This window comes from Stenotrophomonas sp. MMGLT7 (genome assembly GCF_021168555.1).
Lineage (GTDB): Bacteria > Pseudomonadota > Gammaproteobacteria > Xanthomonadales > Xanthomonadaceae > MMGLT7.
This window is the reverse complement of record NZ_JAJOZS010000003.1, coordinates 434,191-460,234: the sequence shown is the minus strand read 5'-3', so window position 1 is coordinate 460,234 and position 26,044 is coordinate 434,191. Positions and strand designations below refer to the sequence as shown.

General features: G+C 69.2%; 19 protein-coding genes. 12 read left to right on the top strand and 7 right to left on the bottom strand.

Annotation, left to right across the window (positions count from 1 at the left end):
* The first annotated feature begins 17 nt into the window (after positions 1-17).
* Entirely contained in the window at positions 18-755 is a 738-nt protein-coding gene (fabG, locus tag LRX76_RS06690) for a 3-oxoacyl-ACP reductase FabG (RefSeq protein ID WP_231803325.1), read from the top strand.
* A 33-nt stretch (positions 756-788) separates the two neighbouring features.
* On the opposite strand, the gene LRX76_RS06685 is transcribed toward fabG, so the two are convergent.
* The 3 genes from LRX76_RS06685 to LRX76_RS06675 are packed head-to-tail and all read right to left on the bottom strand — an operon-like array spanning position 789 to position 3,585.
* Positions 789-1,610 carry a glycosyltransferase family 2 protein gene (locus tag LRX76_RS06685; protein WP_231803323.1) on the bottom strand — a complete coding sequence of 274 codons (822 nt, stop codon included), beginning with the start codon at positions 1,608-1,610 and terminating at the stop codon, positions 789-791.
* Positions 1,607-2,392 (bottom strand): beta-ketoacyl synthase chain length factor, encoded by a 786-nt coding sequence (locus LRX76_RS06680; protein ID WP_231803321.1) that lies wholly within the window; start codon positions 2,390-2,392, stop codon positions 1,607-1,609. The genes LRX76_RS06685 and LRX76_RS06680 overlap by 4 nt, the downstream gene beginning before the upstream one ends.
* A complete protein-coding gene (locus LRX76_RS06675; protein ID WP_231803319.1) occupies positions 2,389-3,585 on the bottom strand; it encodes a beta-ketoacyl-[acyl-carrier-protein] synthase family protein in 1,197 nt (398 codons plus the stop codon). The genes LRX76_RS06680 and LRX76_RS06675 overlap by 4 nt, the downstream gene beginning before the upstream one ends.
* A 224-nt stretch (positions 3,586-3,809) precedes the next feature.
* Here LRX76_RS06675 and LRX76_RS06670 point away from each other — a divergent pair, with 224 nt between their 5' ends.
* The 5 genes from LRX76_RS06670 (at position 3,810) to LRX76_RS06650 (ending at position 13,449) form a co-directional block, all read left to right on the top strand.
* Entirely contained in the window at positions 3,810-4,070 is a 261-nt protein-coding gene (locus LRX76_RS06670) for a YcgL domain-containing protein (RefSeq protein ID WP_231803381.1), read from the top strand.
* On the top strand, positions 4,063-7,374 hold the full coding sequence (locus LRX76_RS06665; protein WP_231803317.1) for an ankyrin repeat domain-containing protein: 3,312 nt from the start codon (positions 4,063-4,065) through the stop codon (positions 7,372-7,374). The genes LRX76_RS06670 and LRX76_RS06665 overlap by 8 nt, the downstream gene beginning before the upstream one ends.
* A 160-nt stretch (positions 7,375-7,534) precedes the next feature.
* Positions 7,535-9,730 carry a DUF6531 domain-containing protein gene (locus LRX76_RS06660; protein ID WP_331716757.1) on the top strand — a complete coding sequence of 732 codons (2,196 nt, stop codon included), beginning with the start codon at positions 7,535-7,537 and terminating at the stop codon, positions 9,728-9,730.
* A gap of 51 nt (positions 9,731-9,781) precedes the next feature.
* Entirely contained in the window at positions 9,782-13,096 is a 3,315-nt protein-coding gene (locus LRX76_RS06655; RefSeq protein ID WP_231803315.1) for an RHS repeat-associated core domain-containing protein, read from the top strand.
* Entirely contained in the window at positions 13,093-13,449 is a 357-nt protein-coding gene (locus tag LRX76_RS06650; protein ID WP_231803313.1) for a hypothetical protein, read from the top strand. Before LRX76_RS06655 ends, LRX76_RS06650 begins: the two co-directional genes overlap by 4 nt.
* Positions 13,450-13,794: 345 nt before the next feature.
* On the opposite strand, the gene cycA is transcribed toward LRX76_RS06650, so the two are convergent.
* Positions 13,795-15,168 (bottom strand): D-serine/D-alanine/glycine transporter, encoded by a 1,374-nt coding sequence (gene cycA / locus LRX76_RS06645; protein WP_231803311.1) that lies wholly within the window; start codon positions 15,166-15,168, stop codon positions 13,795-13,797.
* A gap of 190 nt (positions 15,169-15,358) precedes the next feature.
* Positions 15,359-15,979, bottom strand: coding sequence for a TetR/AcrR family transcriptional regulator (locus LRX76_RS06640; RefSeq protein WP_231803309.1), 621 nt, complete (start codon positions 15,977-15,979; stop codon positions 15,359-15,361).
* A 104-nt stretch (positions 15,980-16,083) separates the two neighbouring features.
* Between LRX76_RS06640 and LRX76_RS06635 the strand changes: the two genes are divergently transcribed.
* From LRX76_RS06635 to LRX76_RS06625, 3 genes are all read left to right on the top strand, one after another.
* Entirely contained in the window at positions 16,084-16,914 is an 831-nt protein-coding gene (locus tag LRX76_RS06635) for an SDR family oxidoreductase (RefSeq protein WP_231803307.1), read from the top strand.
* A 142-nt stretch (positions 16,915-17,056) separates the two neighbouring features.
* On the top strand, positions 17,057-17,284 hold the full coding sequence (locus LRX76_RS06630; RefSeq protein WP_231803305.1) for a hypothetical protein: 228 nt from the start codon (positions 17,057-17,059) through the stop codon (positions 17,282-17,284).
* Positions 17,285-17,350: 66 nt separating this feature from the next.
* A complete protein-coding gene (locus LRX76_RS06625; RefSeq protein ID WP_231803303.1) occupies positions 17,351-18,301 on the top strand; it encodes an alpha/beta fold hydrolase in 951 nt (316 codons plus the stop codon).
* A 317-nt stretch (positions 18,302-18,618) separates the two neighbouring features.
* On the opposite strand, the gene LRX76_RS06620 is transcribed toward LRX76_RS06625, so the two are convergent.
* Entirely contained in the window at positions 18,619-19,521 is a 903-nt protein-coding gene (locus LRX76_RS06620) for a LysR family transcriptional regulator (RefSeq protein WP_231803301.1), read from the bottom strand.
* A gap of 113 nt (positions 19,522-19,634) precedes the next feature.
* Between LRX76_RS06620 and LRX76_RS06615 the strand changes: the two genes are divergently transcribed.
* Positions 19,635-20,975: an SGNH/GDSL hydrolase family protein gene (locus LRX76_RS06615; RefSeq protein WP_231803299.1), complete on the top strand. Its 1,341-nt coding sequence runs from the start codon at positions 19,635-19,637 to the stop codon at positions 20,973-20,975.
* An 11-nt stretch (positions 20,976-20,986) separates the two neighbouring features.
* Positions 20,987-22,120: an alkene reductase gene (locus LRX76_RS06610; protein ID WP_269450762.1), complete on the top strand. Its 1,134-nt coding sequence runs from the start codon at positions 20,987-20,989 to the stop codon at positions 22,118-22,120.
* 125 nt (positions 22,121-22,245) lie between these two features.
* Here LRX76_RS06610 and LRX76_RS06605 read toward each other — a convergent pair whose 3' ends face one another.
* Positions 22,246-24,075: a monovalent cation:proton antiporter-2 (CPA2) family protein gene (locus LRX76_RS06605; RefSeq protein WP_231803295.1), complete on the bottom strand. Its 1,830-nt coding sequence runs from the start codon at positions 24,073-24,075 to the stop codon at positions 22,246-22,248.
* A 341-nt stretch (positions 24,076-24,416) separates the two neighbouring features.
* Between LRX76_RS06605 and mgtE the strand changes: the two genes are divergently transcribed.
* A complete protein-coding gene (mgtE, locus tag LRX76_RS06600; protein WP_269450740.1) occupies positions 24,417-25,787 on the top strand; it encodes a magnesium transporter in 1,371 nt (456 codons plus the stop codon).
* Positions 25,788-26,044: the final 257 nt, after the last annotated feature.

The window sequence follows — 26,044 nt, the reverse complement described above, 5'->3', positions numbered from 1 at the left end:
CACACCACAAGGCTGGCATGAAAGACAACACTTCCCTGCGACGCGCGCTGGTTACCGGCGGCAGTGGCGACATCGGCGGCGCCATCTGCCGCCGGCTGGCCGCCGACGGCCTGCACGTGATCGTGCACGCCAATGCCAATGCCGCGCGCGCCGAACAGCTGGTGGCGCGGATACTGGACGAAGGCGGCCGCGCCGAGGCGGTGGCGTTCGACGTCGCCGACGCCGCGGCCAGCCAGGCGGCGATCGAGGCCCTGCTGCGGGCCGGGCCGGTGCAGGTGGTGGTCAACAACGCCGGTGTCCACGACGACGCGCCGATGGCCGGCATGAGCCGACAGCAGTGGCACCGGGTCATCGACGTGTCGCTGCACGGCTTCTTCAACGTCACCCAGCCGCTGCTGCTGCCGATGGCGCGCACGCGCTGGGGCCGGGTGGTGAGCGTGTCATCGGTGGCGGCGGTGATCGGCAACCGCGGCCAGGTCAACTACGCCGCGGCCAAGTCGGCGCTGCACGGCGCCACCCGTTCGCTGGCGCGCGAGATGGCCAGCCGCGGCATCACCGCCAATGTCGTCGCGCCGGGCGTGATCGAGGGGGCGATGGCGGCCGCGCAGTTCCCGCCGGAGACGATCAGGCAGGTCGTCCCCGCCGGCCGTGCCGGCAAGCCGGAGGACGTCGCCGCGCTGGTGGCGTTCCTGTGCTCGGACGCCGCCGGCTACGTCAACGGCCAGGTGATCGGGGTCAACGGCGGGATGGGCTGAGCGGCGGCCGGCGTCGAGCGCCGCCGCGGGCGGTCAGGGCGGGTCCTGCACCTGCGAGGAAGGATCGAAGCTGGCGAACTCGCCGTTCGGATCGTCGATCACGGCCGGGTGCGCACGGGTGCGGCGGTATTCGGCGGCAAGGCCGCCGCGCGTGAGGATCTGCCCGGCCACGTGCGTGGTGATCCGGTACAGGTCGCGCACCAGGCGGAAATGGCTCTTGCGGAAGCAGCCGGGCTCGCTGCTGGCGTAGCGGGTCTCGATCGGCACCGCGATCACCCGCGCGCCGGCCTGGCGTGCGGCCGAGATCAGCAGCTGCGCCTCGAACACGAAGCCTTCGCCGGACACATCGGGCAGGGTGAACACCGCGCGCGGATAGAAGCGCTGCCCGCTCTGGCTGTCCAGCAGGCGGAAGCCGCAGGCCCAGGCGATGCCCCAGTCGCCGAAGTCGTTGCCGATGCGGCGGATCGTCGGCTGGCTGGCGCGCTTGCGCAGGCGCGCGCCGATGACGACGTCGCCGGGGTGGCGGTTGGCCGCATCCAGCAGGCGCGGGAAGTCGGCGGCGCTGTGCTGGCCGTCGCCGTCCATCGTCATCACTCCGAGCAGGCCGCGGCGCGCGGCCTCGGCAAAGCCGCTGCGCAGCGCCGCGCCCTTGCCGAGCCGCTGCGGGTGGCGGATCAGCGTGGCCGGCAGGTCGGCGATGCAGGCGACGGTGTCGTCGTCGGAGCCGTCGTCGACCACGATCACGTTGGGGCAGTGCGCCAGCGCCTGGGTCACCACTTCGCGGATGCGCAGCGACTCGTTGAGCGCGGGAATGACGATGGCGGCCTGGTCGGCGCGGATCGGCATCGTGCTCATGGCGCCAGCGCCAGCCGCAGGCGGCGGCCGGGGCCGGCCTTGAGCGTGCAATCGCCGCCGGCCGTGGCCAGCGTGTCGAACAGCGCCAGCATCGGCGCCATCGCGTTGCCGGCCAGTTGCCGCGCCAGCGGACCGGCGGCCGTCCCGGCCTCGCCGTCCTCCAGCGTGGCCCGCAGCTGCGGGCCTTCGCCCGTGCGCGCCAGCACCAGCGCGCCGCCGAGCAGGCCGTCGCTGCGCGTGGTGTGCCCGAGCGGACCGCAGGACTGGCTGTCGTAGCCGACCAGCAGCACCGCCTCGGTGCCGGTGGCCAGTTGCGCCAGCGCCTCGATCAGGCCCTGCGCGAAGCTGGCGTCGAAGGCGCTGATCGCGGTGGCCGGAGCGTGCGCGCCGGCGCCGATGGTCCAGTAGCCGGCGGCGGCGTTGTGCACCGAGTTGTGGAAGCGGGTCGGCGACAGCGCGGCCGGGTCGGCCCCGGCCAGGGTCCGGCACATGTAGTCGGTGATCGCCAGGTCGCCATGGGTGGAGGTGAACACCGACGACAGCGTGGCCGGATCGCGGCCGGCGGCCTGGCAGGCGGCCAGGGCGACGTCCAGCGCCACCGCCACCGTCTCCGGCGCGCGCCGGCGCTCGTTCGGTGCCAGCAGTTGCGGCGAGGGCCGTGCCGGCGCGGCCTCGGGCAGCGCGCCGGTGACGGCGAACGCGCACGCCGCCGCCCACGAGGGCAGGCCGCGGCCCCAGAAACCCACGCCCTGGACGCGGGCCGAAAGCGTCGGCGCGGTCATGGGCGGGCGAACACGAGCGAGCAGTTGTTGCCGCCGAAACCGAAGGAGTTGTTCATTGCGTAGCGGATCGGTCGTCGTTCGGGGGCGAAGCGGATCTGCGGGCCGCAGGCCGGATCGGGGGTTTCGCTGTTGAGGGTGCCGGGCAGGTGGCCGTCCTGCAGCGCCAGCAGCGCGAACACCGATTCGACGATGCCGGCCGCGCCCAGGGTGTGGCCGGTCCAGGCCTTGGTCGAGGCCGCGTGCAGCGAGGCCGGGAACAGCGCGGCCACCGCCAGCGCCTCCACCGTGTCGTTGGCCGGGGTGGAGGTGCCGTGCAGGTTGAGATGGTCCAGCTCGGCGGCATCGATGCCGGCGCGCTGCAGCGCCCGGGTCATCGCCAGCTGCGCGCCCAGCCCCTGCGGGTGCGGCGCGGACATGTGGTGGGCGTCGCTGGATTCGCCGTAGCCGCGCAGCTGCAGCTCGCCGTCGCCGGCGTCGGCGCGTTCGAGCACGGCGAAGCCGCCTGCCTCGCCCAGCGACAGGCCGTCGCGATGCGCGTCGAACGGCTTGCACGGCCTGGCCGACACCAGCTGCAGCGAGTTGAAGCCGAACAGCACGCTGCCGCACAGCGAATCGATGCCGCCGACCAGCGCCGCATCGACCACGCCGGCGGCGATCATCCGTGCCGCCTGCGCGAACACCTTGGCGCTGGAGGAACAGGCGGTGGCCACGGTCACGCACGGCCCGCGCAGGCCGGTGGCGTGCTGCACGAAGGCGCCCGGCGAATGCGGGGTATGGATGACCGGCCGCTGCAGGTCGTCGGGGAAGCGCGCGTCGTCGCCGTCCCCGGCCAGCCGCGTGTACGCCTCCTCGCTGGCGCCGATGCTGGAGGTCGAGGTGCCGATCACCACCGCCACCCGCTCCGCGCCGTGGCGCCGGCGTACCTGCGCCACCGCTTCGAGCAGGCCGTCGTGCTGCAGCGCCAGCCAGGCCAGGCGATTGTTGCGGCAGTCGTGCTCGGCCAGTTCCGCCGGCAGCCGCACTTCCTCCAGGCCGTCGACGCGGCCGATCCAGCAGTCCAGGCGAGTGTCCGCCGCGCCGAAGTCGTTGTGGCGCAATCCGCTGCGGCGTTCGTGCAAGGCACGGCGCTGTGCCTGGTTGCCCGCACCGAGGGCGGTGGTCGCAGTGAAGGCACGGATCGACAGGGGTGCCATGGCAGGCGACGGCGGAGCTGCGGTCACATCGGATCTTGCGGGACAGTGAACGGCGAGTATATCGATCCGCCGCCGCGCGGCAGTGTCCGCGGCCGCGACATTGATGAACGGAACCGGCTCCAATGCCCGTCGTTCCTCGCCTGGACGCTGGCCAAGCTTTCGCCAGTGACGTATTTCCGACACAATCCCCGGCACTGATCAACGCAGGGCAGCGGCCCGCGGGCATGCAAGCCTACGTCTACAAAAGCCAACGCAAGCAGGACACCTACGTCTACCTCGCCAAGCGCGACGATTTCGCCTCGATCCCCGAAGCGCTGCGTGCGCCGCTGGCGCCGTTCGCGTATGTGCTGGAAGTGGCGCTGACGCCCGCGCGCAGGCTGGCCCGGGCCGATGCGGCGCAGGTACGGGCCAACCTGGCCGCGCGCGGATTCCACCTGCAGTTCCCTCCCCCCATCGGCGGCAACGCAGGTGCGCGCGATGAGTAGGCCCGCCGCCTCCGACAGCGCCGCTCCCAGGCGCGTGGCCGCCATCGCGGTGGCCGCTGGCCTGGCCCTGGCGCTGTGCGCGGCCGTCGGCGGCGTGGTCGCCGTGCTGGGCGTGTGGCTGGCGCAGCCGACGCTGGCGCTGGGCGTGTCGTGGTGGCGGCGCAGCCGGGCGCTGCCGCAGAAGGCGTGGCCGGCGCTGCGCGCGCTGGCCTGGCCGCCGCTGGCCATGTGGGGTACCGGTCTCGTGGTCCTGGCATTGCTGGTGGCCTGGCCGCTGGCGGCGCTGCGCGACAGCGGCAGCCTGGCCGCCGCGCTGGCGCTGAGCGTGGCGGTCAGCGCCGCGTTGCTGGCGCTGTGGCGCACCTGGCCGCTGTGGCAGGAGATCGACCGCGAAGGCGGACGGCTCGACGAGCGCTGGCGGCAACTGGCAGGGCAGGACCTGCAATCCTGGCGCGGGCTCGTCGTGGCGGTACTGGTGCTGGTGCTGTGCGCCGGCGGCGTGGGGCTGGCCTGGCCGGGGCTGCTGCCCACCCACGTGCGCTGGCCGATGGCCGCGCTGTACGCGCTGCTGTCGCTGGGCCTGCACGTGTGGCTGCAGAAGCTGCCGGCCGCCGCCGCCCTCGCCCCGCCTACCCTGGTCGACCTGTTCGCCGTCACCCAGGCGGAGCCGCTGCAGCCGGTGCCGGCGCATGAACAGCAGCAGGCGCTGTACGAGGCCGCGCGCAACGGCCGCGTCGATCACGCGCTGCAACTGCTCGAGGCCGGTGCCGATCCGCATGGCCTGCCCGATGAGGACTGGCGCGACCAGCGCAGCCTCGGCGTGCTGGCCGCGGTACTGCCGGACCTTCGCCTGCTGCGCGAACTGATCGCCCGCGGCGTCGACGTCAACCATCCCCATCGCGGCATGACTCCGCTGCTGGCGGCTACCCGCGACAGCTGGCACGGCCGCCCCGACGCGGTGATGACGCTGCTGGCCAACGGCGCCGATCCGCGCGCCACCGACGGCGACGGCAATACCGCGCTGCATCACGCCGCGCGCAGCTCCGATCCCGGCGTGGCCGCGCTGCTGCGCGATGCCGCCGCCGACCTGGACGCGCTCAACCACGACGGCCTGTCGCCGCTGGCGCTGGCGTGCCAGGCCGGCAACTGGCGGCTGGCCAAGTTCCTGCTCGAACGCGGCGCCCGCCCCGAGCCGGCCGAGGGCACCCCGGTACTGCTGGCCGCCGCCGGCACCGAGGAGGACGACCCGGCCGGCGTGCAGCTGCTGCTCAAGTACAAGGCGCGCGTGGATGCGCGCGACCGCCAGCGCCGCAGCGCGCTGCACGAGGCCGCGCAGGCCGGCCACGTCGCCGTCATCGACGCACTGCTGGCCGCCGGCGCCAACCTGGAGGCGCGCGACCAGGGCGGACGCACGCCGTGGCTCGATGCCGCCCGCCAGGCCCGCGGCAGCGCGCTCGAACACCTGCTGGCGTCCAGGCCCGATGTCGTGGCGATCGATGCCGAGGGCCGCAACGCGGTGATGCTCGCCTGCCAGTCCGAGCGGGTGTCGGCGGCGCTGGTGCGGCGGCTGCTGGAACTGGGCATCGACCCGGCCCAGCCTGACCACGCCGGCCGCCGCGCGGTCGACATCGCCGCCGAGGCCGGCCGCTGGGCGGTGGTGTCGGCGCTGGACCCGGCCTACCCGCTGCCGGCGGCGGTCAACGATGGCCAGGGCGATGCGGTCACCGTGCTGCCGGACCGGCCGCCGCTGGCGCTGCTGCGCGATGGCCTGCAGCTCGGCAACTACCAGGGCATGGCGGCGCTGGCGGCCCTGTGCGGGCCGCGCGAACTCGGCGAACTGCTGCACGACCCGACCCTGGTGCTCGATCCCGGCCGTGCCGGCTGGCTGCTCGAACACGGCGCCGACCCGGAAGTGGCCGATGCCGTCGGCGACGTACCGATGTTCGCGCTGCTGGCACGCGGCGTGGACGCGGTGCCGACCCTGCAGGCGATGCTGCAGCACGGCGTCAGCCCGGCCGGACGCGGCGGGCTGGGGCGCTTCCTGGCCGCCTGCGTGCAGCACGACCATGCCTCGCGCGGGCTGGAGCAGTTCGCCCTCGAACTGGCCGAGCACGGCGCCGATCCGTTCGGCCCCTCGCCGGCCGGCGATCCGCCGCTGGCGCTGGCGGTGCGGCTGGGCTGGCTGCGCCTGCAGCGCTGGCTGCTCGAACACGGCGTGGACCGCGAGGCCCGCGACAGCCACGGCATGACCGCGCTGCACCTGGCCGCCGCGCTCGGCCGCGAGGGCTCGCTGAAACTGCTCATCCAGCAGGGCGCCTCGCCCGAATCGCGCGCCGCCGACGGCCAGACCCCGCTCGGGGTGGCGCTGTCGATCGGCCGCCGCGACCTGTCCGACTGGCTCGACTGGCGCGGCTGGGCATTGCCTCCGCGGCCGCTGCGCGAGGCCGATGTGCCGGCCGCGGCGATGGCCGGCGATGCCGACGCGGTGCGCCGCCTGCTCGACCTCGGCCTGCCGGTGGACGCCACCGACGCGCAGGGCTGCACCGGCCTGCTGCGCGCGGCCGGCAGCGGCCATGCCCAGGTAGTGGAACTGCTGTTGGCGCGCGGCGCCGATCCGCAGCACCCCGCCGGCAGCGGCGCCACCCCGCTGTCGGCAGCGGTGAGCATGCGCCAGGGCGAGATCGTCGCCGCGCTGCTGCAGGCCGGCGCGCGCATCGAGCACCGCCTGCCCGGCGGCGTCACCGTGCTGATGCTGGCCTGCGCGCTGGGCCTGCCCGACATCGCCGCGCGCCTGCTGGCCGCCGGCGCCGACGTGCACGCCGGCGACGCCCAGGAACTGGCGCCGCTGCATTGCGCGGCGCTGTACGGATTCACTTCGCGCGACCGCGCGCGCCTGCTGGCGCTGCTGGACACGCTGCTGCTGGCCGGCGCCGAGCCGGACCGCATCGCCGCCGGCGCGGTCACCCCGCTGCTGCTGCTGCTCGGCGCGCGCGCCGAACCGGGCACCGCCTGCGACGAGCAGGTGGTGCTGGCCGGCGTCGAGCGCCTGCTCGACGAAGGCGTGGTCCTCGACGTACAGGACCCGCGCGGCTTCGGCCCGCTGCACTTGGCCGCGCTGCACGGCCTGCCGCTGCTGGTGCAGCGCCTGCTGCGCGCCGGCGCTGACCCCGACCTGCGCGACGCCCTCAACCGCCCGCCGCGCGAGATCGCGGTGATGCGCGGCTTCATCGACGTCGCCGGCCAGTTCGAACCGGCGGTGCCGGGGGTTTCGTCGATGGCCCGGTTCCTGCGCGAGAGTCGCTGAATCGGTACCGCCGCGACCCGCGTCTAATCGGAGTTGCGTTCAGCCTCTGGAAAGGAATATAAACAGGCGAATGGTCAACTTTGCCTCCTGCAAGGGGAGGCGAGTGGCAGGGAGTATCAAGTCAGGATGAGGCGGCGGTTCGCTGCGATCAGGGGAAGTGATGAACGGGGAAAAGCAACGTAAAGGATTTCCGGGTATCGGCATGTCCGTAAGGCTGCTGTTGTGCCTGGCGGCTTTTTTCGCTCAGCCAGCCGAAGCCATGATCCAAGTGTGTTCCATCAGCAGCACAGGATGGTGGGATGGGAGCAGCTATCAGACCCGGGCCGTCGAGAGTTGCCACTGGGAGTCCACGTCCGACGATTTCAGAGGACCAGGTGCCGGTCCAGTCCGTCCGGAAGTAGGCGGAGGAGTGGGAGTAATCTCCGGCTCCAAAGGGACTGCCGCGCAGCCCACCAACGACAAGATCAATCTTGCCTCGCAATGCGAACGCACGGGTGTGATCGGTGGCAATCCGGTGGTGATTTCTACGGGCAACAAAGTCGAGCCGGAGCTGGACTTTGCCTCTGCCGGGGAAATGGGACTCTATCTGGAACGCACCTACAACGCCTTCTGGAGCGCACGCGGCCTGTTCGGCAGCTACTGGTTGAGCAATCTCGACTACAGCCTGGTGCTGTCCGGCACCACGTTGTGGGCGCAGCGCCCCGACGGACGCCGCATCAAGTTCCTGCGCGATGCCGCGACCGGCCACTACCTGGAAGAAAAAGCCGCGCCGATCGCATTCGCGCTGCGCAACGCGGACGGCAGCTACACCCTCTACAACGAGGAGAACGGCATCGAGCAGTACAACGCCGAGGGCTACATCGTCGAGCGCCGCAACGAACACGGCGTGGCCTGGAAGTTCACCTATTCGGGCAAGTACCTGAAGCAGGTGACGCACAGTTCCGGGCGGGCGATGAAATTCGTCTGGACCAATGGCGTGGTGACCCAGGCCACGGACCCGGCCGGCAACATCTATCGCTACGAGTACACCGGCAACGTCTTCGGCAGCGGTGCAGGCTATGGCCGACTGGCGCGCACCACCCTGCCGGGATCGCCTGCGACGAGGATCAGCTACCACTACGAGGACAGCCGGTTTCCAGGCGGATTGACCGGCAAGTCCTTCAACGGCATCCGTTACTCGACCTTCGCCTACGACGCCGAAGGTCGCGCCATTTCCACGGTGCATGCCGGGGATGTGGAGCGCTATGGATTCAGTTACTCGGTGACCTCCACGCAGACAGTGACGCCACCGCCCAGGCCGGTACCGCCGGGTGGGTTCAACGACGACGAACCCCGCGGCTACTGCGATTACAAGCCAGGCAGTGGCCGTGTCTGCTACCAGCCGCGCTCGGTTGAGGCCCCGGCGATGTCGATGGGCGCCCAGGCGGTGGCTGCCGCCGCCACCGAGACCAAGACGATTCCGCAGAAGCTGTCGGTCACCGAGACCAGCCCGCTGGGCCGCAGGACGACCTACGTCTACGTCGACGACAAGTTGACCGAGGTGTCGGGCGTGGCCACGGCGCACTGCCCCGCCAGCTACAAGGAAAAGACCTACGACGCCAATGGCTACGAGGACGTCGTCAGCGACTTCGCCGACAACTACACCGATTTCGACTACGACGCCCAGGGGCATCTGCTGAAGAAGGTCGAGGCCAAGGGCACCAGCGCGGAGCGCACGACCACCTATGCCTGGGACACGACCAACAACCGGCTGCTGAAGGAAACCATCGCCGGCGACCGCGAGACCCGCTACGAATACACCGCTGATGGACGCATCGCCAGACAGACCGTGGTCGACCTGACCTCTCATGGGCAGGGCCGGTCGCAGGTCACCAGCTACAGCTACGGCAAGCACACCAATGGCCTGCTGTCGTCTGTGGTGGTGGATGGTCCGCTCGGTGGCGCGGCGGACGCGATCACCTACCGCTATTCCGCGGCGGGCGACCTGGTCAGCGCCGCCAACGGCCTGGGCCACAAGACGGTGTATGCCGCCTACAACGCGCTTGGCCTGCCCGGCCAGATCACCGGGCCGAACGGCGATGTCGTCGAGTACGTCTACGATGCGCGTGGCCGCGTGGTCCAGCGCAAGGACTACATCAACGGCGACTGGAGGACGACCACCTATGCCTACGGCGGCGCCGGCCAGATCGCCAGCGTGCGCCACCCTGATGGAACCGGCCGCCACTACCGCTACGACGCCGCGCTGCGGTTGGTGGAGGAAGTCAAGCCGCGTACCGGCGGCGGCTACGAGCGCAAGCACTACCTGTACAACAAGGCCTCGCAGGTGACGAAGGTTGAAGTGCTGGAGACGCTATAGGTCGTCTTCGCGGTACATGGCTGTACTGGCAAGCAAAAGGAATTCGGGGGAATGGACATGCGTAATGGTCGTGGTGGAGCCGGATGGCTGCGTCGGCTTGCGATGCTCTGCATCATGCTCGGGGTCGCGTCGGAAGCCTGGGCACTGCCCATGTGCGATACCCAGCCGCTGGCGGTACAGGAGGCGGGGGTACAGCGCGAACTCTGTCCCGAGGATCCCGATCCGGTCCCGGTGACGCCGGTGCGCGCTTCCCAGTACGTGGGGCAATCGGTGCCGACGACGATGGTGATCGGGCAGAGCTATCCGGTTTCGGTGACGCTGAAGAACACGGGCACCGCTACTTGGAAGGCATCGGACGCCTATCGTCTCGGGTCGCAGAACCCGGGTGACAACATGACTTGGGGCCAGCATCGCGTGGACCCGCCAGGCGAGGTCGCCAGTGGCCAGACCGCCACCTTCAGCTTCACTGCGCAGGCCACCAAGCCGGGCACCCAGAACTTCCAGTGGCGCATGGTGCAGGACGGGGTGGCGTGGTTCGGCGCCATCACGCCCAACGTCAAGGTCACGGTGCTTCTGTCCCTGGTGACCGGGCGTGTGGACGGCATCAGCAGCGGCCATCTCAGCGGCTGGGCCTGCTCCACCAATCTGGAGCGTTCGATCGACGTGCACGTGTACGTAGGAGGGGCGGCCGGTGCCGGCGGCACCTTCGTCGGCAGTTTCCGTGCCGACCGGTCGAACGAGGCGGGTGTGACCGAGGCGTGCAAAGCCGGCGGCGGTCATCGCTTCTGGATAGACCTTGCCCCGTTCGTTGCCCAGCATGCCGGCAAGAAGATCTATGTCCACGGCATTTCCCCGGTGGGTTCGTCCAATCCGGCCATCGCGCAATCCGGTGTCTATACCGTGCCGGCCAACAAGTATCCTTCGGTGCAGCTCACTGGCCCGGCCAACGGCACCAGTGTCCCCACGCTGTCCGTGCTCAAGCTTTCCGCCAGCGCCTCGGACCCGGACGACGGCGTGGCCAGCGTGGCGTTCCTGGTAAACGGGCAGAGCGTGAAGACGCTGACCGCCGCCCCGTATGAGTACTCGATATCCAGCCTGGGCGAAGGTAGCCATCAGTTCCGCGCCGTGGTCAAGGACACCCGCGGCGCTTCGGCGTCTTCCTCCACGATCACGGTGAACGTGCGGGCGCCTGCGTCCGGCGATACCGGTGTGACCGTGGTGTCCAGCAGCACCACCGAGTACGACGAACTCGGGCGTGTCATCGCCGAGCGCGGCAACAACGGCCAGGCGTATCGCTACGAGTACGACCAGGAAGGACGCAGGACCGCCTCGATCGACGCGCTGAACCGCCGCACCGCCATGGCCTACGATGCCCGCGGCCGACTGCTCGAGGTCACCGATCCGGCCGGCAAGGTGACCCAGTTCGCCTACGACAAGGGCGATCGCATCATCAAGGTCACCGATCCGCGGGGCAAGGCAACCGGCTACAACTACGACGGCTTCGGCCAGCTATGGAAGCAAGTCAGTCCCGATACCGGAACCACCACCTTCGCCTACGACGCGGTCGGGCAGCGTACCTCCATGACCCGGGCGGACAAGACGGTGACGAACTATGCGTACGACGGGCTGGGACGCCTGACTGCCGTCAAGGCCGGTGGCCAGGTGCGCGACTACGGCTACGACTGGTGCGGCAACGGCAAGGGCCGGCTGTGCAACATCGGCGACCCCAGCGGGGGTGCCACCCACTTCGCCTATACCCCGCACGGCGATTTGGCGACCCGTCGCGACTGGATCGTGGTGGCGAGCGAGTCGATCGACCACTCGACGTTCTATTACTACGACAACATCCGCCGCTTGAACGCCATCGCTTATCCGGACGGAACGGCGGTAGGCTACGGCTACAGCGGCGGCCTGTTGAGGACGATGACGGTGAACATCGGCGGCACGGTCAGCAACGTGGTGGCGGGCACCCAGTACCGGGCATTCGGTCCCGCCACCGGCTGGAAGTACGGCAACGGCCTGACACGCAACCTGTACTACGATCAGAACTACAACGCCGGCGACCAGCGCCTGACCGGCATCACCACCATGAACGGCGGCACCACGCTGCAGAGCCTGTTGCTGGCCTACGACAGCAGCGATCGCATCACCAAGATCACCAACTACATCAGCGCCGGGCTCACCCAGGAATACGGCTACGACGCGCTGGACCGGCTGACTGCGGTGACGGCCAGCAATGCCAACCAGTCCTTCGCCTACGACGCCAACGGCAACCGCACCAGCCATGCATGGGGCGGAGCGACGGACCTGTATGGCGTGGCTGCCGGCAGCAACCGGCTGACGGCGATCACCGGAACCAGTGCCCGCAACTTCGTCCACGACGCCAACGGCAGCATCACCACCGACGGCACGGCCAGCTACGGCTATGACGGCTTCGGCCGGCTGGCCACGGCAAGCAAGGCGGGGACGAGCGCCAGCTACGTGTACAACGCGCAGGACCAGCGCAGCAGCAAGACGGTGGCTGGCACCAACACGCGCTTCGTCTACGCTGGGCAGAACACCATGCTGGCGGAGAACAAGGCGGGGGTGTGGACCAACTACCTGTGGTTCGGTGGCGAACTGGTAGGGATGGTGCGTAACGGCCAGCGCTACTTCGTGCACACCGACCACCTGGGACGGCCGGAGATCGCGACCAACACGGGCAAGACGGTGGTCTGGCGGGCGAGCAACTACGCCTTCGATCGCAGGGTGACCGCGGACAGCATCGGCGGCTTGAACCTGGGCTTCCCCGGGCAGTACCACGATGCCGAGACGGGGCTGTGGCAGAACGGGTTCCGGGACTACGATGCGGGGAGCGGACGGTATCTGCAGAGTGATCCAATCGGGTTGGAGGGTGGGTTGAATACCTATGCCTATGTCGGGGGGAATCCAATCATGGCAGTGGATACTCTCGGTCTAGAGACTTGTTTGTTGACAACAGTTGGTCCCGCTGGTGTTAGAGATCATGCGGCTGTTTACACATCGGGTGGCGATGGCTCAGGTGGGCCGGCGCTTTACGATCCTGCTGGATCATATGGTGCAGTGAATGGCGGCGGAAGTAGTGGCCTTGTGACAGGAGAAGCCGCGGATATCAAAAAATTCATAGAGCATCACAAAGGCCAAAAGGTCGAGTCGACCTGTAAGAACACCTCTCGCAAGGAAGAAGAAAACATCATCAATCAAGCTGCCGATCTTCCCTCAGCGGCATCTTTCCAGTGTGCAGTAATGTCTTCGTCGGCGTTAAGCGGGAACCCTTCGTTCCCGAAAGTGCAGGCGGGTACGTTCTGGCCCGGCGATCTGCTTCGTCAGTTTAAGAAGGGTCCATGAGCGCGTCCCTTCTCAGCGCATTGATCTACGTACTCGGCTTCGTTGGCCTTGTGGCTATTGGTGTGCTTCCGCTACGGGCTTGGCAAGTGCTGAGAAGCACGAGGGGCGAGAAATGGGCTTTAGTTCTTGTCGCGCTTATTGCGGCAGTTGCTCTCTGGAATGAAGTGCGCATCACGGCACGAATCTTCAGGTGTCTTACTGAAATCTATTGCGGCCCCAGCATTGCGAGTGGATGGACATATCTCGCGGTTCTGGGAGTTGTCTATCTGTCTTTTGAGGTTACGGTTTGCGTGCTGAAAAAGATCGTCCGAGCCAAGACGAACACTCAATCGAAAAGAATCGAATTGAAGTAGCCCCTCCCCCCACCGAAGCCTCGCTCACGCGGAGCTTCCTCTTAGCGGCTGCTGTTGCAGTTGTAACAACTGGTACAAATAAAATTACTTGATCTGTAATAAACGGAGGTTGTGGCGGAAGGCGAGGTTAAACAATAGATGACGCCCCCAGCCGCGTTAATCGCACCAGCCAAGGATAGCGAGAAACGACAAACCTAACTAGCGTTACGCCGGCAGTAATTGGTTGACCACCTCCATCGGGGCCCGCCCCCGCAGCTTCGCCCACACTGCCAATGGCAAGCGCGCCGTGCCGCGTCCCGCCGCCCCGCACCTCGCGGACCGGCGGCGAGGTATGACCACGCGCGGCTACAGCAATGCGCGCCGCTTGGCCAGGTAGCCCACGCCCAGGATCAGGAACCACACGGGGCTGGCCAGCAGCGCCTGCAGGGTGTCGTGCTGCAGCGTCAGCAGCACGATCACGAAGGCGAAGAACGCCAGCACCACCCAGCACATGGCCACGCCGCCGGGCATCTTGAAGACGGAGGCGGCGTGCTGCTGCGGGCGCTTGCGTCGGTAGGCGATGTAGGCCAGCAGGATCAGCGACCAGACGAACATGAACAGCACCGCCGACAGCGCGGTCACCAGGGTGAAGGCGGTCACCAGGTTGGGTACCACGTACACCAGCATCGCCCCGGCCAGCAGGCAGCCGCAGGAGAACAGCAGCCCGCGCGCCGGTACCGCCGCGCGCGAGAGCCGCGCGAACCCCCTCGGCGCGTGCCGCTCCTCGGCCAGGCCGTAGAGCATGCGGCTGGTGGAGAAGATGCCGCTGTTGGCCGACGAGGTGGCCGAGGTCAGCACCACGAAGTTGATCAGGCTGGCCGCGGCCGGCACGCCCGCCAGCACGAACAGCTCCACGAACGGGCTCTTGCCCGGCACCACCTCGCGCCACGGCGTCACGCACATGATCGCCGCCAGCGCCAGCACGTAGAACACGATGATGCGCAGCGGGATCGAGTTGATCGCCTTGGGCAGGTTGCGCACCGGGTTGGCGGTCTCCGCCGCGGTGGTGCCGACCAGCTCGATGCCGACGAAGGCGAACACTGCGATCTGGAAGCCGGCGAAGAACCCGGCCATGCCCATCGGGAACATGCCGCCGTCGTTCCACAGGTTGGACAGCGAGGCCACGTGCCCGTCCGGCGAGCGGAACGCCCAGGCCACCATGCCCGCACCGGTGAGGATCAGCGCGCAGATCGCCACGATCTTGATCAGCGCGAACCAGAACTCAAGTTCGCCGAACAGCCGCACCGTCACCAGGTTGAGCGCGAGCAGGAGCAGTACGCACAGAACCGCCGGGACCCACGGCGCCAGCCCGGGGAACCAGAACTGGGCGTAGGCGGCGATCGCGATCACGTCGGCGATGGCGGTGATGATCCAGCAGAACCAGTAGGTCCAGCCGCAGAAGAACCCGGCCCACGGCCCCAGCAGGTCGGTGGAGAAGTCGATGAACGACTTGTACTCCAGGTTGGACAGCAGCAGCTCGCCCATCGCCCGCATCACGAAGAACAGCATCGCGCCGATGATCAGGTAGACGAAGATTACCGACGGTCCGGCCAGGCTGATCGTCTTGCCCGAGCCCATGAACAGGCCGGTGCCGATCGCACCGCCGATGGCGATCAGTTGCAGGTGGCGGTTGGAGAGGCTGCGCTTGAGATGTTCCGGTGCTTCCGAGGGTTCAGACATGGATCCGTCGACCGACAGGGGGGAGCCCAAAGTACATCCGCCGCGGGCCGTTGGCGACCGACTCCCCGTGCCGACGGCGATGGCGGTGAGAACGGGTCAGGGTCACTCAAGCGATCCGGACTGCGCGGTGATTGACGAAGGATGAGTATGCCGAACATGCGCGCAACAACTCGACCCGACCCCGTTGCCGCTACCCGGTTATCGCTGTCCGTGTCATCAGTTCCATAAGAGTGCCTGCCACGGTCGAATCCAGGACGTCTTCACCGGCCACCAGTCCTTCATATGAAAGCGGCCCATCGATCCATAGCTGGCAGGCGCCGTGCACAGCGGACCACGCGAGCAGAATCAGGCGGTTCACGTCCCCGGCAGGCGCCAGTCCAGCGCTCTGGCAACTCATGATTGCCTCGCGAAGCAACACCAACCCCTCGCCGAGTTCCCGGTTCATCTCCTTGCCCAGACGCTCTCTAAGCTCCGGCCGGAACATTACCCGGAAGTGCCCGCGATGCGTCAGCGCATACCGCACGTAGCCGCGTCCCAGGGCCTCGAGTCTGAGGTGCGGGTTGGCGGCAGTGGCGCTGCAGCGCCGCATTTCGGACACAAGGCCGACCAAGCCCTCGGCAGCAATCGTTGCCAGCAACTGCTCGCGGCTTTCGAAGTGATGATACGGCGCAGCGGACGACACGCCGGCGCTGCTGGCGAGCGTTCGCAGCGTGAGGGCATTCACCCCGTCCTTCTCCACGACTTTCACGGCCGCATCGAGCAGCGCGCTCCGGAGGTCGCCGTGGTGATAAGCACCCGCCTTTTTGCTCAATCTACCCATGGAAGACAGGCTATCACGTCAATCTTTACGCTGCTTGGATTGAAATCTAAGATGTGTTTAGATATAAACATCCAAACTCCATCTGCGAAGACTCCATGACCAGCCGCCGCCCTGTAGGAAACCCTATCGCGCTCATCACCGGCGCCAGTTCCGGAATCGGTCGGGAAATGGCTTGCCAGCTTGCTGCCCGCCATTGCGAACTTGTTCTTGTCGGCCGCCGCCGAGCCGAGCTCGATCAGCTTGCGGACAGGCTGCGTACTGAGCACGGCATCCAGGTTCATGCAATCGCGATTGATCTGGGAAATACGGGCGCAGCGGCCCAGCTCTACGACGAAGTGCAGCAACTTGGCATCGCCATCGATTGGCTCGTCAACAACGCCGGCGTGGGGCTATATGGCGACCATGCCGTGCTTGACCGCACGGAGCTGGAGAAGATGCTGCAGTTGAATGTCGTCACGGTATCGACTCTCTGCCGTCTGTTTGGAGCCGATATGCTGGTTCGGCGTTCGGGGAAGATCCTGAACATCGCTTCGACGGCCGCTTATCAACCCTCGCCATACTTCGCGGCTTATGGCGCTTCCAAATCCTTTGTCCTGAACTTCTCCGAGGCTCTTGCGAAGGAGTTCGAGGACCGCGGCGTCAGCGTTGGCTGCCTGTCGCCGGGTCCTACGGCCACTGGCTTCTTCCGTGCGGTGGATGCGCAGGGCATCGCCACCAGTCATTTCCAGCATCGGGACGAGCCCGCTGACGTTGCGCGTCAGGGCATCGAGTTGATGCTACGCGGAGGGCTGTCCAAGATCGTTGGCAGGAAGAATTTCCTGCGCGCGCTGTCCACCCGGTTTGCCCCACGCAGTGTCGTGGCCAACATCTCCAAGCGCGTGCTGGCGGCCAGCTACAAGGACGGACCGACAGGGGGCCTTTCGTAGGAGCGATGACGTTCGGACCGACTACAGAGCCTGTTCACGATCTCCTACAAACGGCTCTCGTGCTTTTCATTGCCGAGGCACAGCGGCCGCCCCCATCCTGAGGTCGTGAACAGGCACTAAGGGCGCAGTCGATCAGCATCCAATGAGGCATAGCGGCCCACAGCCGGGCAGGAACACGTCGCTCGCCATCGGTCTCGCACAATTCGATATCGGATCGTGCGTTGTGCAAAAGGCACTGCGCTGCAGCAAGAATCCAAGAAATGGCGTGGCCGGAGGCCATGCTTTGATTCATGAAATCATCGGCGGCATCGCCTGCGGTGATCAGTTCGTGCCCGGCGGCGATGGCGCGCGCGCCTGCCTGCGGCGATGATGCCGGTTGCCCCCGGCCAGTGCTCACGTGGCCGGAACCCGCCGATCCGCAAAGAGGACTGCCGCGATGATCCGAACCGCCTGCCTGGCGTTGCTGCTCGCCCTGCTTCCTTCTTTCGCCGTGCAGGCGCAACCGCAGCCGGGGCCGCAGACGCGGCACTGGCAGGTGCAGGCGGACGACGGCCTGCCGCTGTCGGTATGGTCGCGACTGCCGGCCAACCCGCGCGGGACGATCCTGCTGGTGCACGGCCGCACCTGGAGCTCGCTGCCGAACTTCGACCTGCAGGTCCCGGGCGAGCCGGCCGACGCGCGCTCGGTGCTGGCGGCGTTCGCCGGCGCCGGCTATGCGACCTATGCGTTGGACCTGCGCGGCTACGGCGGCACCCCGCGCGATCGCAGCGGCTGGAACACGCCCGACCGCGCCGTGGCCGACGTGACGGAGACGTTGCAGTGGATCGCGCGCCGGCACCCGCAACTGCCGGCGCCGACGCTGCTGGGCTATTCCAACGGCGCGCGGCTGGCGCTGCTGGTGGCGCAGGCGCATCCGCAGGCGCTGTCGGCCTCGGTGCTGTATGGCTTTCCGGACGATGTCGATGCCGGCGTGGCGCAGGAAACGTCCGCCGCGCAGCCTCCGCGCGAGCGCACCACCGCCGAGGGTGCCGCCTCCGACTTCGTCGTCGCCGGCGCCTTCCCGCCGCAGGTGCGCGACGCGTACGTCGCCCAGGCGCTGGCGGCCGACCCGGTACGCAGCGACTGGCGCGAGCAGCGGCAGTTCCGCTTCCGGCCGGAAGCGGTGACGACGCTGCCGGTGCTGCTGATCCGCGGCGCCCACGATCCGCTCGCCACCCAGGAGGAGAACGCGAAGCTGTACGCCCGCCTCGGCAGCGAGGATCGCAGCTGGGTGACGCTGCCGCAGGCCGACCATGTCGCCCATGTCGAGGACGGCCACGCCGCCTGGGTCGGGGCCATCGTCGATTTCCTGCAGCGGCCGCGCGCCGCGGTTGCGCCCGTGGACTGATGCCGGCAACGGCGGGGTTCCTTCGAGCGGCCCCGGGCTCCGAAAGGAGCGAGTTCGGTCGCGACAGGACCTCGCAGTCGCGCAGTCCGGCCATCCTGCGGCGGGCCAAGGCCCGCCCCATGCCTGAGTGGTGCAGGTCTTTCCAGGCCCTGAGGGCACCGCCGATGAAGGCGGGCACGTGATCGAGCGTATTCCGACCTGACCGGGGATGGTTGGTCGGGAAGCGCGACAGCCCGTCCGCTGCTCGCTGGTTTCCCCGACGACGCATCCCTCCCCGGCGCTGCCTTCCTTATATGGGTAAAGGCCTTGCGTGGTTCTCAGATGGCGACGTGCTCGACCAGGAAGTCCAGCAGCGCACGCACCCGCAGCGGCAGGTAGCCGCCCTGTCCCACGAACACGGCGTGGATCTGCTCGCTGTCGCCCGGGTTGAACTCTTCCAGCACCGGCAGTAGCCGCCCGGCGGCGATATCGGCGCGCGCCTGGAAGACCGCCAGCCGCGCCAGCCCGAGCCCGGCCACGGCCAGCCGGTGCAGTGCCTCGCCGTCGCTGGCCTGGGCGTTGCCGGTCACCGGCACCAGGCTGTCCACGCCGCCCTGGCGCATCGGCCAGCCCTGCTGGGCGCGCGTGTAGTTCAGCCCCAGCAGGTTGTGCTGCGCCAGCTCGTCCGGGCTGGCCGGCGTGCCGTGGCGCGCCAGGTAGGCCGGCGCGGCGACCACCACCATGCGGGTCTGGCCGAGCTTGCGCGCGGTCAGGCTGGAACTCTTGAGCGGGCCGGCGCGCACCGCCACGTCGGTGCGCTGCTCCAGCAGGTCGATGACCTCGTCGGTCAGCACGATGTCCAGGCTCACGTCCGGGTAGCGTTCGAGGAAGGCCGGGACCAGCGGCAGCAGGAAGTGGTGGCCGAACGGCACGTTGGCGTTGATGCGCAGCCGGCCCCGCGGGGTGCCGTTGACGCCGGCGCAGCGCTCGGCCTCGTCCAGGTCGGCCAGCACCCGCACGCCGCGCTCGTAGAAGGCGCAGCCTTCCGGGGTCAGCTGCAGCTGGCGGGTGGAGCGGTTGAGCAGGCGCGTGCCCAGGCGCTGCTCCAGCCGCGTCACCAGCTTGCTGACGGCCGAGGGGGTCATGCCGAACACGCGGGCCGCGGCCGAGAAGCCGCCCAGCTCGATCGCCCGCACGAACACTTCCAGCTCGCCGGAGCGGTTGACTTCCAATCGCGCCATCGACGCCTCCTTGGGTGAGATCAACTCACAAGTATTTTTCCGGAGGGCAGTCTAGTCGCTGTTGGTCATTGAACTCATCATTCGTTCCCTGATCGACTTCGAATTCACTGCACATGAAGACTTCCTTCGATGCGCCGGCCGTGGCCCTGGCCCTCGGCCTTGCCGCCGCCGGCATCGCGGCGCCGGCGGCCAGGGCGTCCGACCCCGCCCGCACCCGGGTGGCAAGCTGGACCGCCAGCCCGCAACCGGTCTGGGGCGAGGACTTCCTGTTCCCGAGCAACGTGCCGGCGGTGTTGCGCGCGCAGACGGTGCGGCAGGTCGCGCGCATCAGCCTGGGCGGCCCGCGCCTGCGCATCGTGCTGTCCAATGCCTACGGCGAGCGGCCGCTGCTCGTCGGCGGCGCCACGGTGGCGGTGTCGGCGGCGGACTCGGCGGTGGTCCCCGGCAGCCTGCGCCGGGTCACCTTCGGCGGCCAGGCCAGCGCGACCATCCTGCCGGGCGCGCCGCTGCTCAGCGATCCGGTCGAGCTGCCGCTGCCGGCGTTGTCGCGGGTGACCGTCAGCCTCTACCTGCCGGGGGAGGCCACGCTCGGCGGCTTCCACTGGGACGGTCGCCAGACCGCCTGGATCGTGCCGGGCGACCACGCCGCGGCCACGGTGCTGGACACCGCATCGGCGCAGGTCACCACCGCGCGCCCGCTGCTGAGCGGCATCGAGGTCGAGTCCGCGTCCCCGGCCGGTGCCGTGGCGGTGATCGGCGATTCCATCAGCGACGGCGCCAGCGCCAGTCTGGATGCCGACGCGCGCTGGCCGGACTTCCTGGCCGCGCGCCTGGCCCCGCACGGCGTGGCGGTGATCAACGCCGGCATCTCCGGCGGCCGCCTGCTGGCCGACGGCATGGGCGTCAATGCGCTGGCCCGGTTGGAGCGCGACGTGCTGGCCCAGCCGGGCGTGCGCAGCGTGATCGTGCTGCTGGGCATCAACGACATCGCCTGGCCGGGCACGGCCTTCGCGCCGCAGGCGACACGGCCGACGCTGGACGAACTGGTGGCCGGCTACCGGCAGCTGATCGAGCGTGCGCACGACCGCGGCCTGCGGGTGATCGGGGCGACGCTGACGCCGTTCGCCGGTGCGCTGCCCGGCACCCCGCTGGACGACTACTACCAGCCCGACAAGGACGCCCTGCGCCGCCAGCTCAACGCCTGGATCCGCGACGGCGGCGCCTTCGATGCGGTGATCGACTTCGATGCGCTGCTGCGCGATCCGGGCGATCCGGCCCGGTTCGATGCGCGCTTCGATTCCGGCGACCACCTGCATCCCGGCGATGCCGGCAACCGTGCCATGGCCGAGGCCGTCGAGCTGGATGCGGTGCTGCCGGGCATTGCTTTGCCGGGCATCGCCGCCAGGCCGCAGACTGAACCGCAAACCTCCTCCCACGGGAACCGATCGCCATGAGTACCGACAACCTGCTTTTCACCCCCTACCGCCTGGGTTCGCTGCAACTGCCCAACCGCATCGTCATGCCGCCGATGACCCGCTCGCGCGCCGCCGCCGGCGACGTCGCCACGCCGCAGATGGCCGAGTACTACGCCCAGCGCGCCTCGGCCGGACTGATCGTCGGCGAGGGCACGCAGATCAGCCCGCAGGGCCAGGGCTACGCGTGGACGCCCGGCATCTACAGCCGCGAGCAGGTGGCCGGCTGGCGCGCGGTGACCGACGCGGTGCATGCCGCTGGCGGGCGCATCTTCGCCCAGCTGTGGCACGTGGGCCGGCTGTCGCACGTGTCGCTGCAGCCGGACGGCGCCGCGCCGGTGTCCTCGTCGGCACTGCTGGCCGAGGGCGTCAAGGTGTTCATCGATCCCGACGGCCGCGGCCCGCAGGCCGGCGCCGGCGAGATGGTCCAGCACTCGATGCCGCGCGCGCTGGCGCTGGAGGAAATCCCCGGCATCGTGCGCGACTACGCCGCCGCCGCCGCCAACGCGCTGGAGGCCGGCTTCGACGGCGTCGAGCTGCACGGCGCCAACGGCTACCTGATCAACCAGTTCATCGATTCCCGCGCCAACGCGCGCAGCGACGCGTACGGCGGCTCGCTGGGCAACCGCCTGCGCTTCCTGCGCGAGGTGAGCGAGGCGGTGGCCGCCGTCACCGGGCCCGGGCGCCTGGGCGTGCGGCTGGCGCCGCTGACCACGCTCAACGGCGCCGTCGACGACACCCCGCAGGCCACCTACCTGGCGGCGGCCAAGGTGCTCGACGACATCGGCGCGGCCTACATCCACATCGCCGAGGCCGACTGGGAGGACGCCCCGGAGATGCCGGCCGCGTTCAAGGAGGCGCTGCGGCTGATCTATCGCGGCACGCTGATCTATGCCGGCAAGTACACGGCCGAGCGTGCCGAGGAGGCGTTGCGCAAGGGCTGGGCCGACCTGGTCGGCTTCGGCCGCCCGTTCATCGCCAACCCCGACCTGCCCGAGCGCCTGCGCAACGGCTGGCCGCTGAATGCGGCCGACGCCAGCCGCTTCTTCGGCGGCGATGCGGTCGGCTACACCGACTATCCCGCTGCCTCGCCGCAGTTGCGCAGCGAAGTCGCGCAGGTCAGGTAGAAGGCATGAGCCGGCAGGCGCGCAGCCATCCCCGGGAACGGGGCCAGGTCGAGTTTCCGCGCGATGGGAAGTGAGCCTGGCTCCATTGCTGCGTCCCTGCGCGGACTTGCCGGGCAGGGCGCGCGTCAATCCGCCTTGGCGGCCGGATCCGCTGCCGGCGCGGGCGGCGGCGGGTCGCTGACGTCGGCCTCGAACAGTTTCATCAGGTCGGCGCGGGCGTCCTTGGCGGTCTGGATCACCGCCGCCTCGTCGTCGTAGATCAGGTACTGGCGCCGCAGCAGTTGCTCGTCGTGCTCGCGGAAGCGCTCGGTATGCGCGCGTGCGGTGGCCGCCGGCACGCCCAGCGCCTCCAGCACCTGCTCGCCCATCTCCAGGCTGGAGCCGAACACCTCGCGGAAGGGTTCGGCGCCCAGGTCCATCAGCTTCCACGCGTGCTGGCGGTTGCGCGCGCGCGCCAGCACCTTGGCCTGCGGGTACATGCGGCGGATCAGCCGCACCGCGCGGATGTTGGTCTCCGGGTCGTCCATCGCCACCACGAACACGCCGATGGCGTCGGCGCCGGCCGCGCGCAGCAGGTCCGAGCGGGTCGGGTCGCCGTAGTACAGCTTGCTGCCGAAGCGGCGCAGGTCCTCCACCGTTTCCGGGTTGTGTTCCAGTGCCACGAACGGGATGTGCTGGGCGGTGAGCAGGCGCGCGACGATCTGGCCGAAGCGGCCCATGCCGGCGATCAGCACCTTCGGCTGCTGGTCCTCGATGGTGTCGTAGCGGCCCTCGCGCGCCTTGTCGGCGCTTTGCCGCTGCTGCGACGAGCGCCGCGCCAGCAGCCGCTGCATGCCGATCAGCAGCAACGGCGTCAGCGCCATCGACACGCCGACGATGGCCACCAGCCGGTCGTGGTTGGCCGCGCCCAGCAGGCGCGCGCGCTGCGCCTCCTGGAACACCACGAAGGCGAATTCGCCGCCCAGCCACAGCAGCGTGCCCAGCATCAGCGCGCTGCGCACCGGCAGTTTCGCCAGCCGGCCGATGCCGAACAGCAGCGAGAACTTGACCACCAGCAGGATCGCCACGCCGCCGGCGATCAGCCATGGCTCGGCGGCCACGCGGTCCAGGTCGATGCCCATGCCCACGGCGATGAAGAACAGCCCCAGCAGCAGGCCCTGGAACGGCTCGATCTGCGACTCCAGTTCGTGGCGGAACTCCGAGTCGGCCAGCAGCACGCCGGCCAGGAACGCGCCCAGGCTGGGGCTCAGCCCCGCCTTCTCCATGAACCAGGCCGTGCCCAGCACCACCAGCAGCGCGGTGGCGGTGAACACCTCGGGCATGCGCGTGCGCGCCACCACCCGGAACAGGTGCCGCAGCACGAAGCGCCCGCACAGGATCACGATCGCCAGCGCGCCGATCGCGCGCGCGGCGTCCTGCCATTCCAGGGTGTCGTGGTGGCGGCCGCCGAGCAGCGGGATCGCCGCCAGCAGCGGGATCGCGATCAGGTCCTGGAACAGCAGGATCGCGAACGCCAGCTGGCCGTAGTCGCTGCCCATCGCCTTGCGCTCGGACAGCAGCTGCAGGCCGATGGCGGTGGACGACAGCGACAGCGCCACGCCGACGATCAGTGCGCTGCGCCAGTGGAAGTCGTCCAGCAGGAGCAGGCCGCCGAGCACCAGCGAGGTCGCCAGCACCTGCACCGTGCCGCTGCCGAACACCGGCCTGCGCATCAGCTTCAGCCGCGCCGGCGACAGCTCCAGGCCGATCACGAACAGCAGCATCACCACGCCGATCTCGGCCGCGCCGAGGATGCCGTCGCCGCTGCTGACGAAACCCAGCCCGTCCGGCCCCAGCACCACGCCGGTGACCAGGTAGGCCAGCACCGCGCCCAGGCCCAGCTTCTTGAACAGCGGGACGGCCACGATCGCCGCCAGCATCAGTACCAGTGCCAGTTCCAGACCGTCGCTATTCATTGCCAGGCTCCATGGCGGACATTATGCGGCGCGACGTCGCAGCCGGCCGCGCATTGCGGCACGAATATCGCCGGCAATGCGGCGGCGGACAACGCCGGCGTGTCGCGCCGGACGCGGATCGCCGCCGCGGCGCCGGTGCCGGCCGGGTTGACCACGGCGGCCCCGCCGCGCAGACTTGCGCCCGCCGCCAGCGGGCCCCCGGCCCGCGGCGCACATCACCCGGAGTCCTTTCCCATGTCCAGCGACAGTCACAGTCGATCCGCTTCGACGCCCGCGACGGCGACCGCCTGACATCGGACGGCTCGCCCGCGCAGCGACGAAGCACCTGCAGGCGAGCCCCCATGACCCAAGACACCAGCACCCGGTGCGATGTGCGCACCGACGAACTCCTGACCGCCCTGAAGCCGCTCAACACCGCCGACGCGGTGGAGCGCATCAACGCCCTCGACCGCGACGATGCCGTCGCGGTGCTCGCCGCGCTGCCGCTGCCGCGGGCGGTGAACATCCTCGACCAGCCGGAACTGCGCGATGCCGGCGCGCTGGTCGCGCAGCTGCCCGACGACCGTGCCGCCGCGCTGCTCGGGCAGATGGCCGACGACCGCGCCGCCGACGTCTTCCACGAACTGGACGAGGCCGAGCGCGAGCGCCTGATCTGGCGCCTGGGCAGCGAGGCGCGGCTGTCGATCCGCAGGCTGATGCGCTACCCGGCCAACACCGCCGGCAGCCTGATGACCACCGAGTTCGTCGGCGTGCCGGCGGACTGGACGGTCGGGCAGACCCTGCAGCACATCCGCGAGGTCGAGCGCAGCCGCGAGACGGTGTATGCGATCTACGTGCTCGACCCCGGCACCCAGGCCCTGGTGCAGGTGGTGACGATGCGGCGGCTGATCACCGGCGATGCGCAGGCGCCGATCCTGGACGTGGCCCAGGTCAACCCGCCGGTGACGGTGGCGCCGCTGCTCGACCAGGAGGAGGTGGCGCGGCTGATCCGCCGCCACGACCTGCTGGCGATCCCGGTGGTGGATCCGCAGCAGCACGTGCTGGGCATCGTCACCGTCGACGACATCCTCGATGCGCTGATCGCCGAGTCCACCGAGGACGTGCACAAGTTCGGCGGCGTCGAGGCGATCGACAAGCCGTACATGCGGATCGGCTTCGGCGAGATGATCCGCAAGCGCGCCGGCTGGCTGAGCGTGCTGTTCCTCGGCGAGATGCTCACCGCCAGCGCCATGCAGCACTACGAGGACGAGCTGGCACGGGCGGTGGTGCTGACGCTGTTCATCCCGCTGATCATGAGTTCGGGCGGCAATTCCGGCTCGCAGGCGACCTCGCTGCTGATCCGCGCGCTGGCGCTGCGCGAGCTGCGCCTGCGCGACTGGTGGAAGGTGGCGCTGCGCGAACTGCCCACCGGCATGCTGCTCGGCGCGATCCTCGGCGTGCTGGCGGTGGTGCGCATCACCGTGTGGCAGAAGACCGGCCTGTACGACTATGGCGAGCACTGGGCGATCCTGGCGCTGACCATCGGCGCGGCGCTGGTGGGGATCGTCACCTTCGGCTCGCTGTCCGGCTCGATGCTGCCGTTCGTCCTGCAGCGCCTGGGCTTCGACCCGGCCAGCGCCTCGGCCCCGTTCGTGGCCACGCTGGTGGACGTGACCGGGCTGGTGATCTACTTCAGCATCGCCGCGCTGATCCTGGGCGGGACGCTGCTGTAGGGGGTAAGCATTGCCGGGCAGGTCGCGCTGGATCTGCGGGGCCAGGGAACGGTGTCGCGTGGCGCTGCGCCTGGCTGACGGTTGGAACCTGCCTCCACGGAAGTGCTGTCTCTTCATCACATCTCGGCATCGTGCTGTTCCCTTCTCCCGCTTGCGGGGGAAGGTGCCCGAAGGGCGGATGGGGGGGGCTGGTCGGGGCATGGGAAAGCCACAGCAAAAGCACCCTCATCCGGCGCTGCGCGCCACCTTCTCCCGTG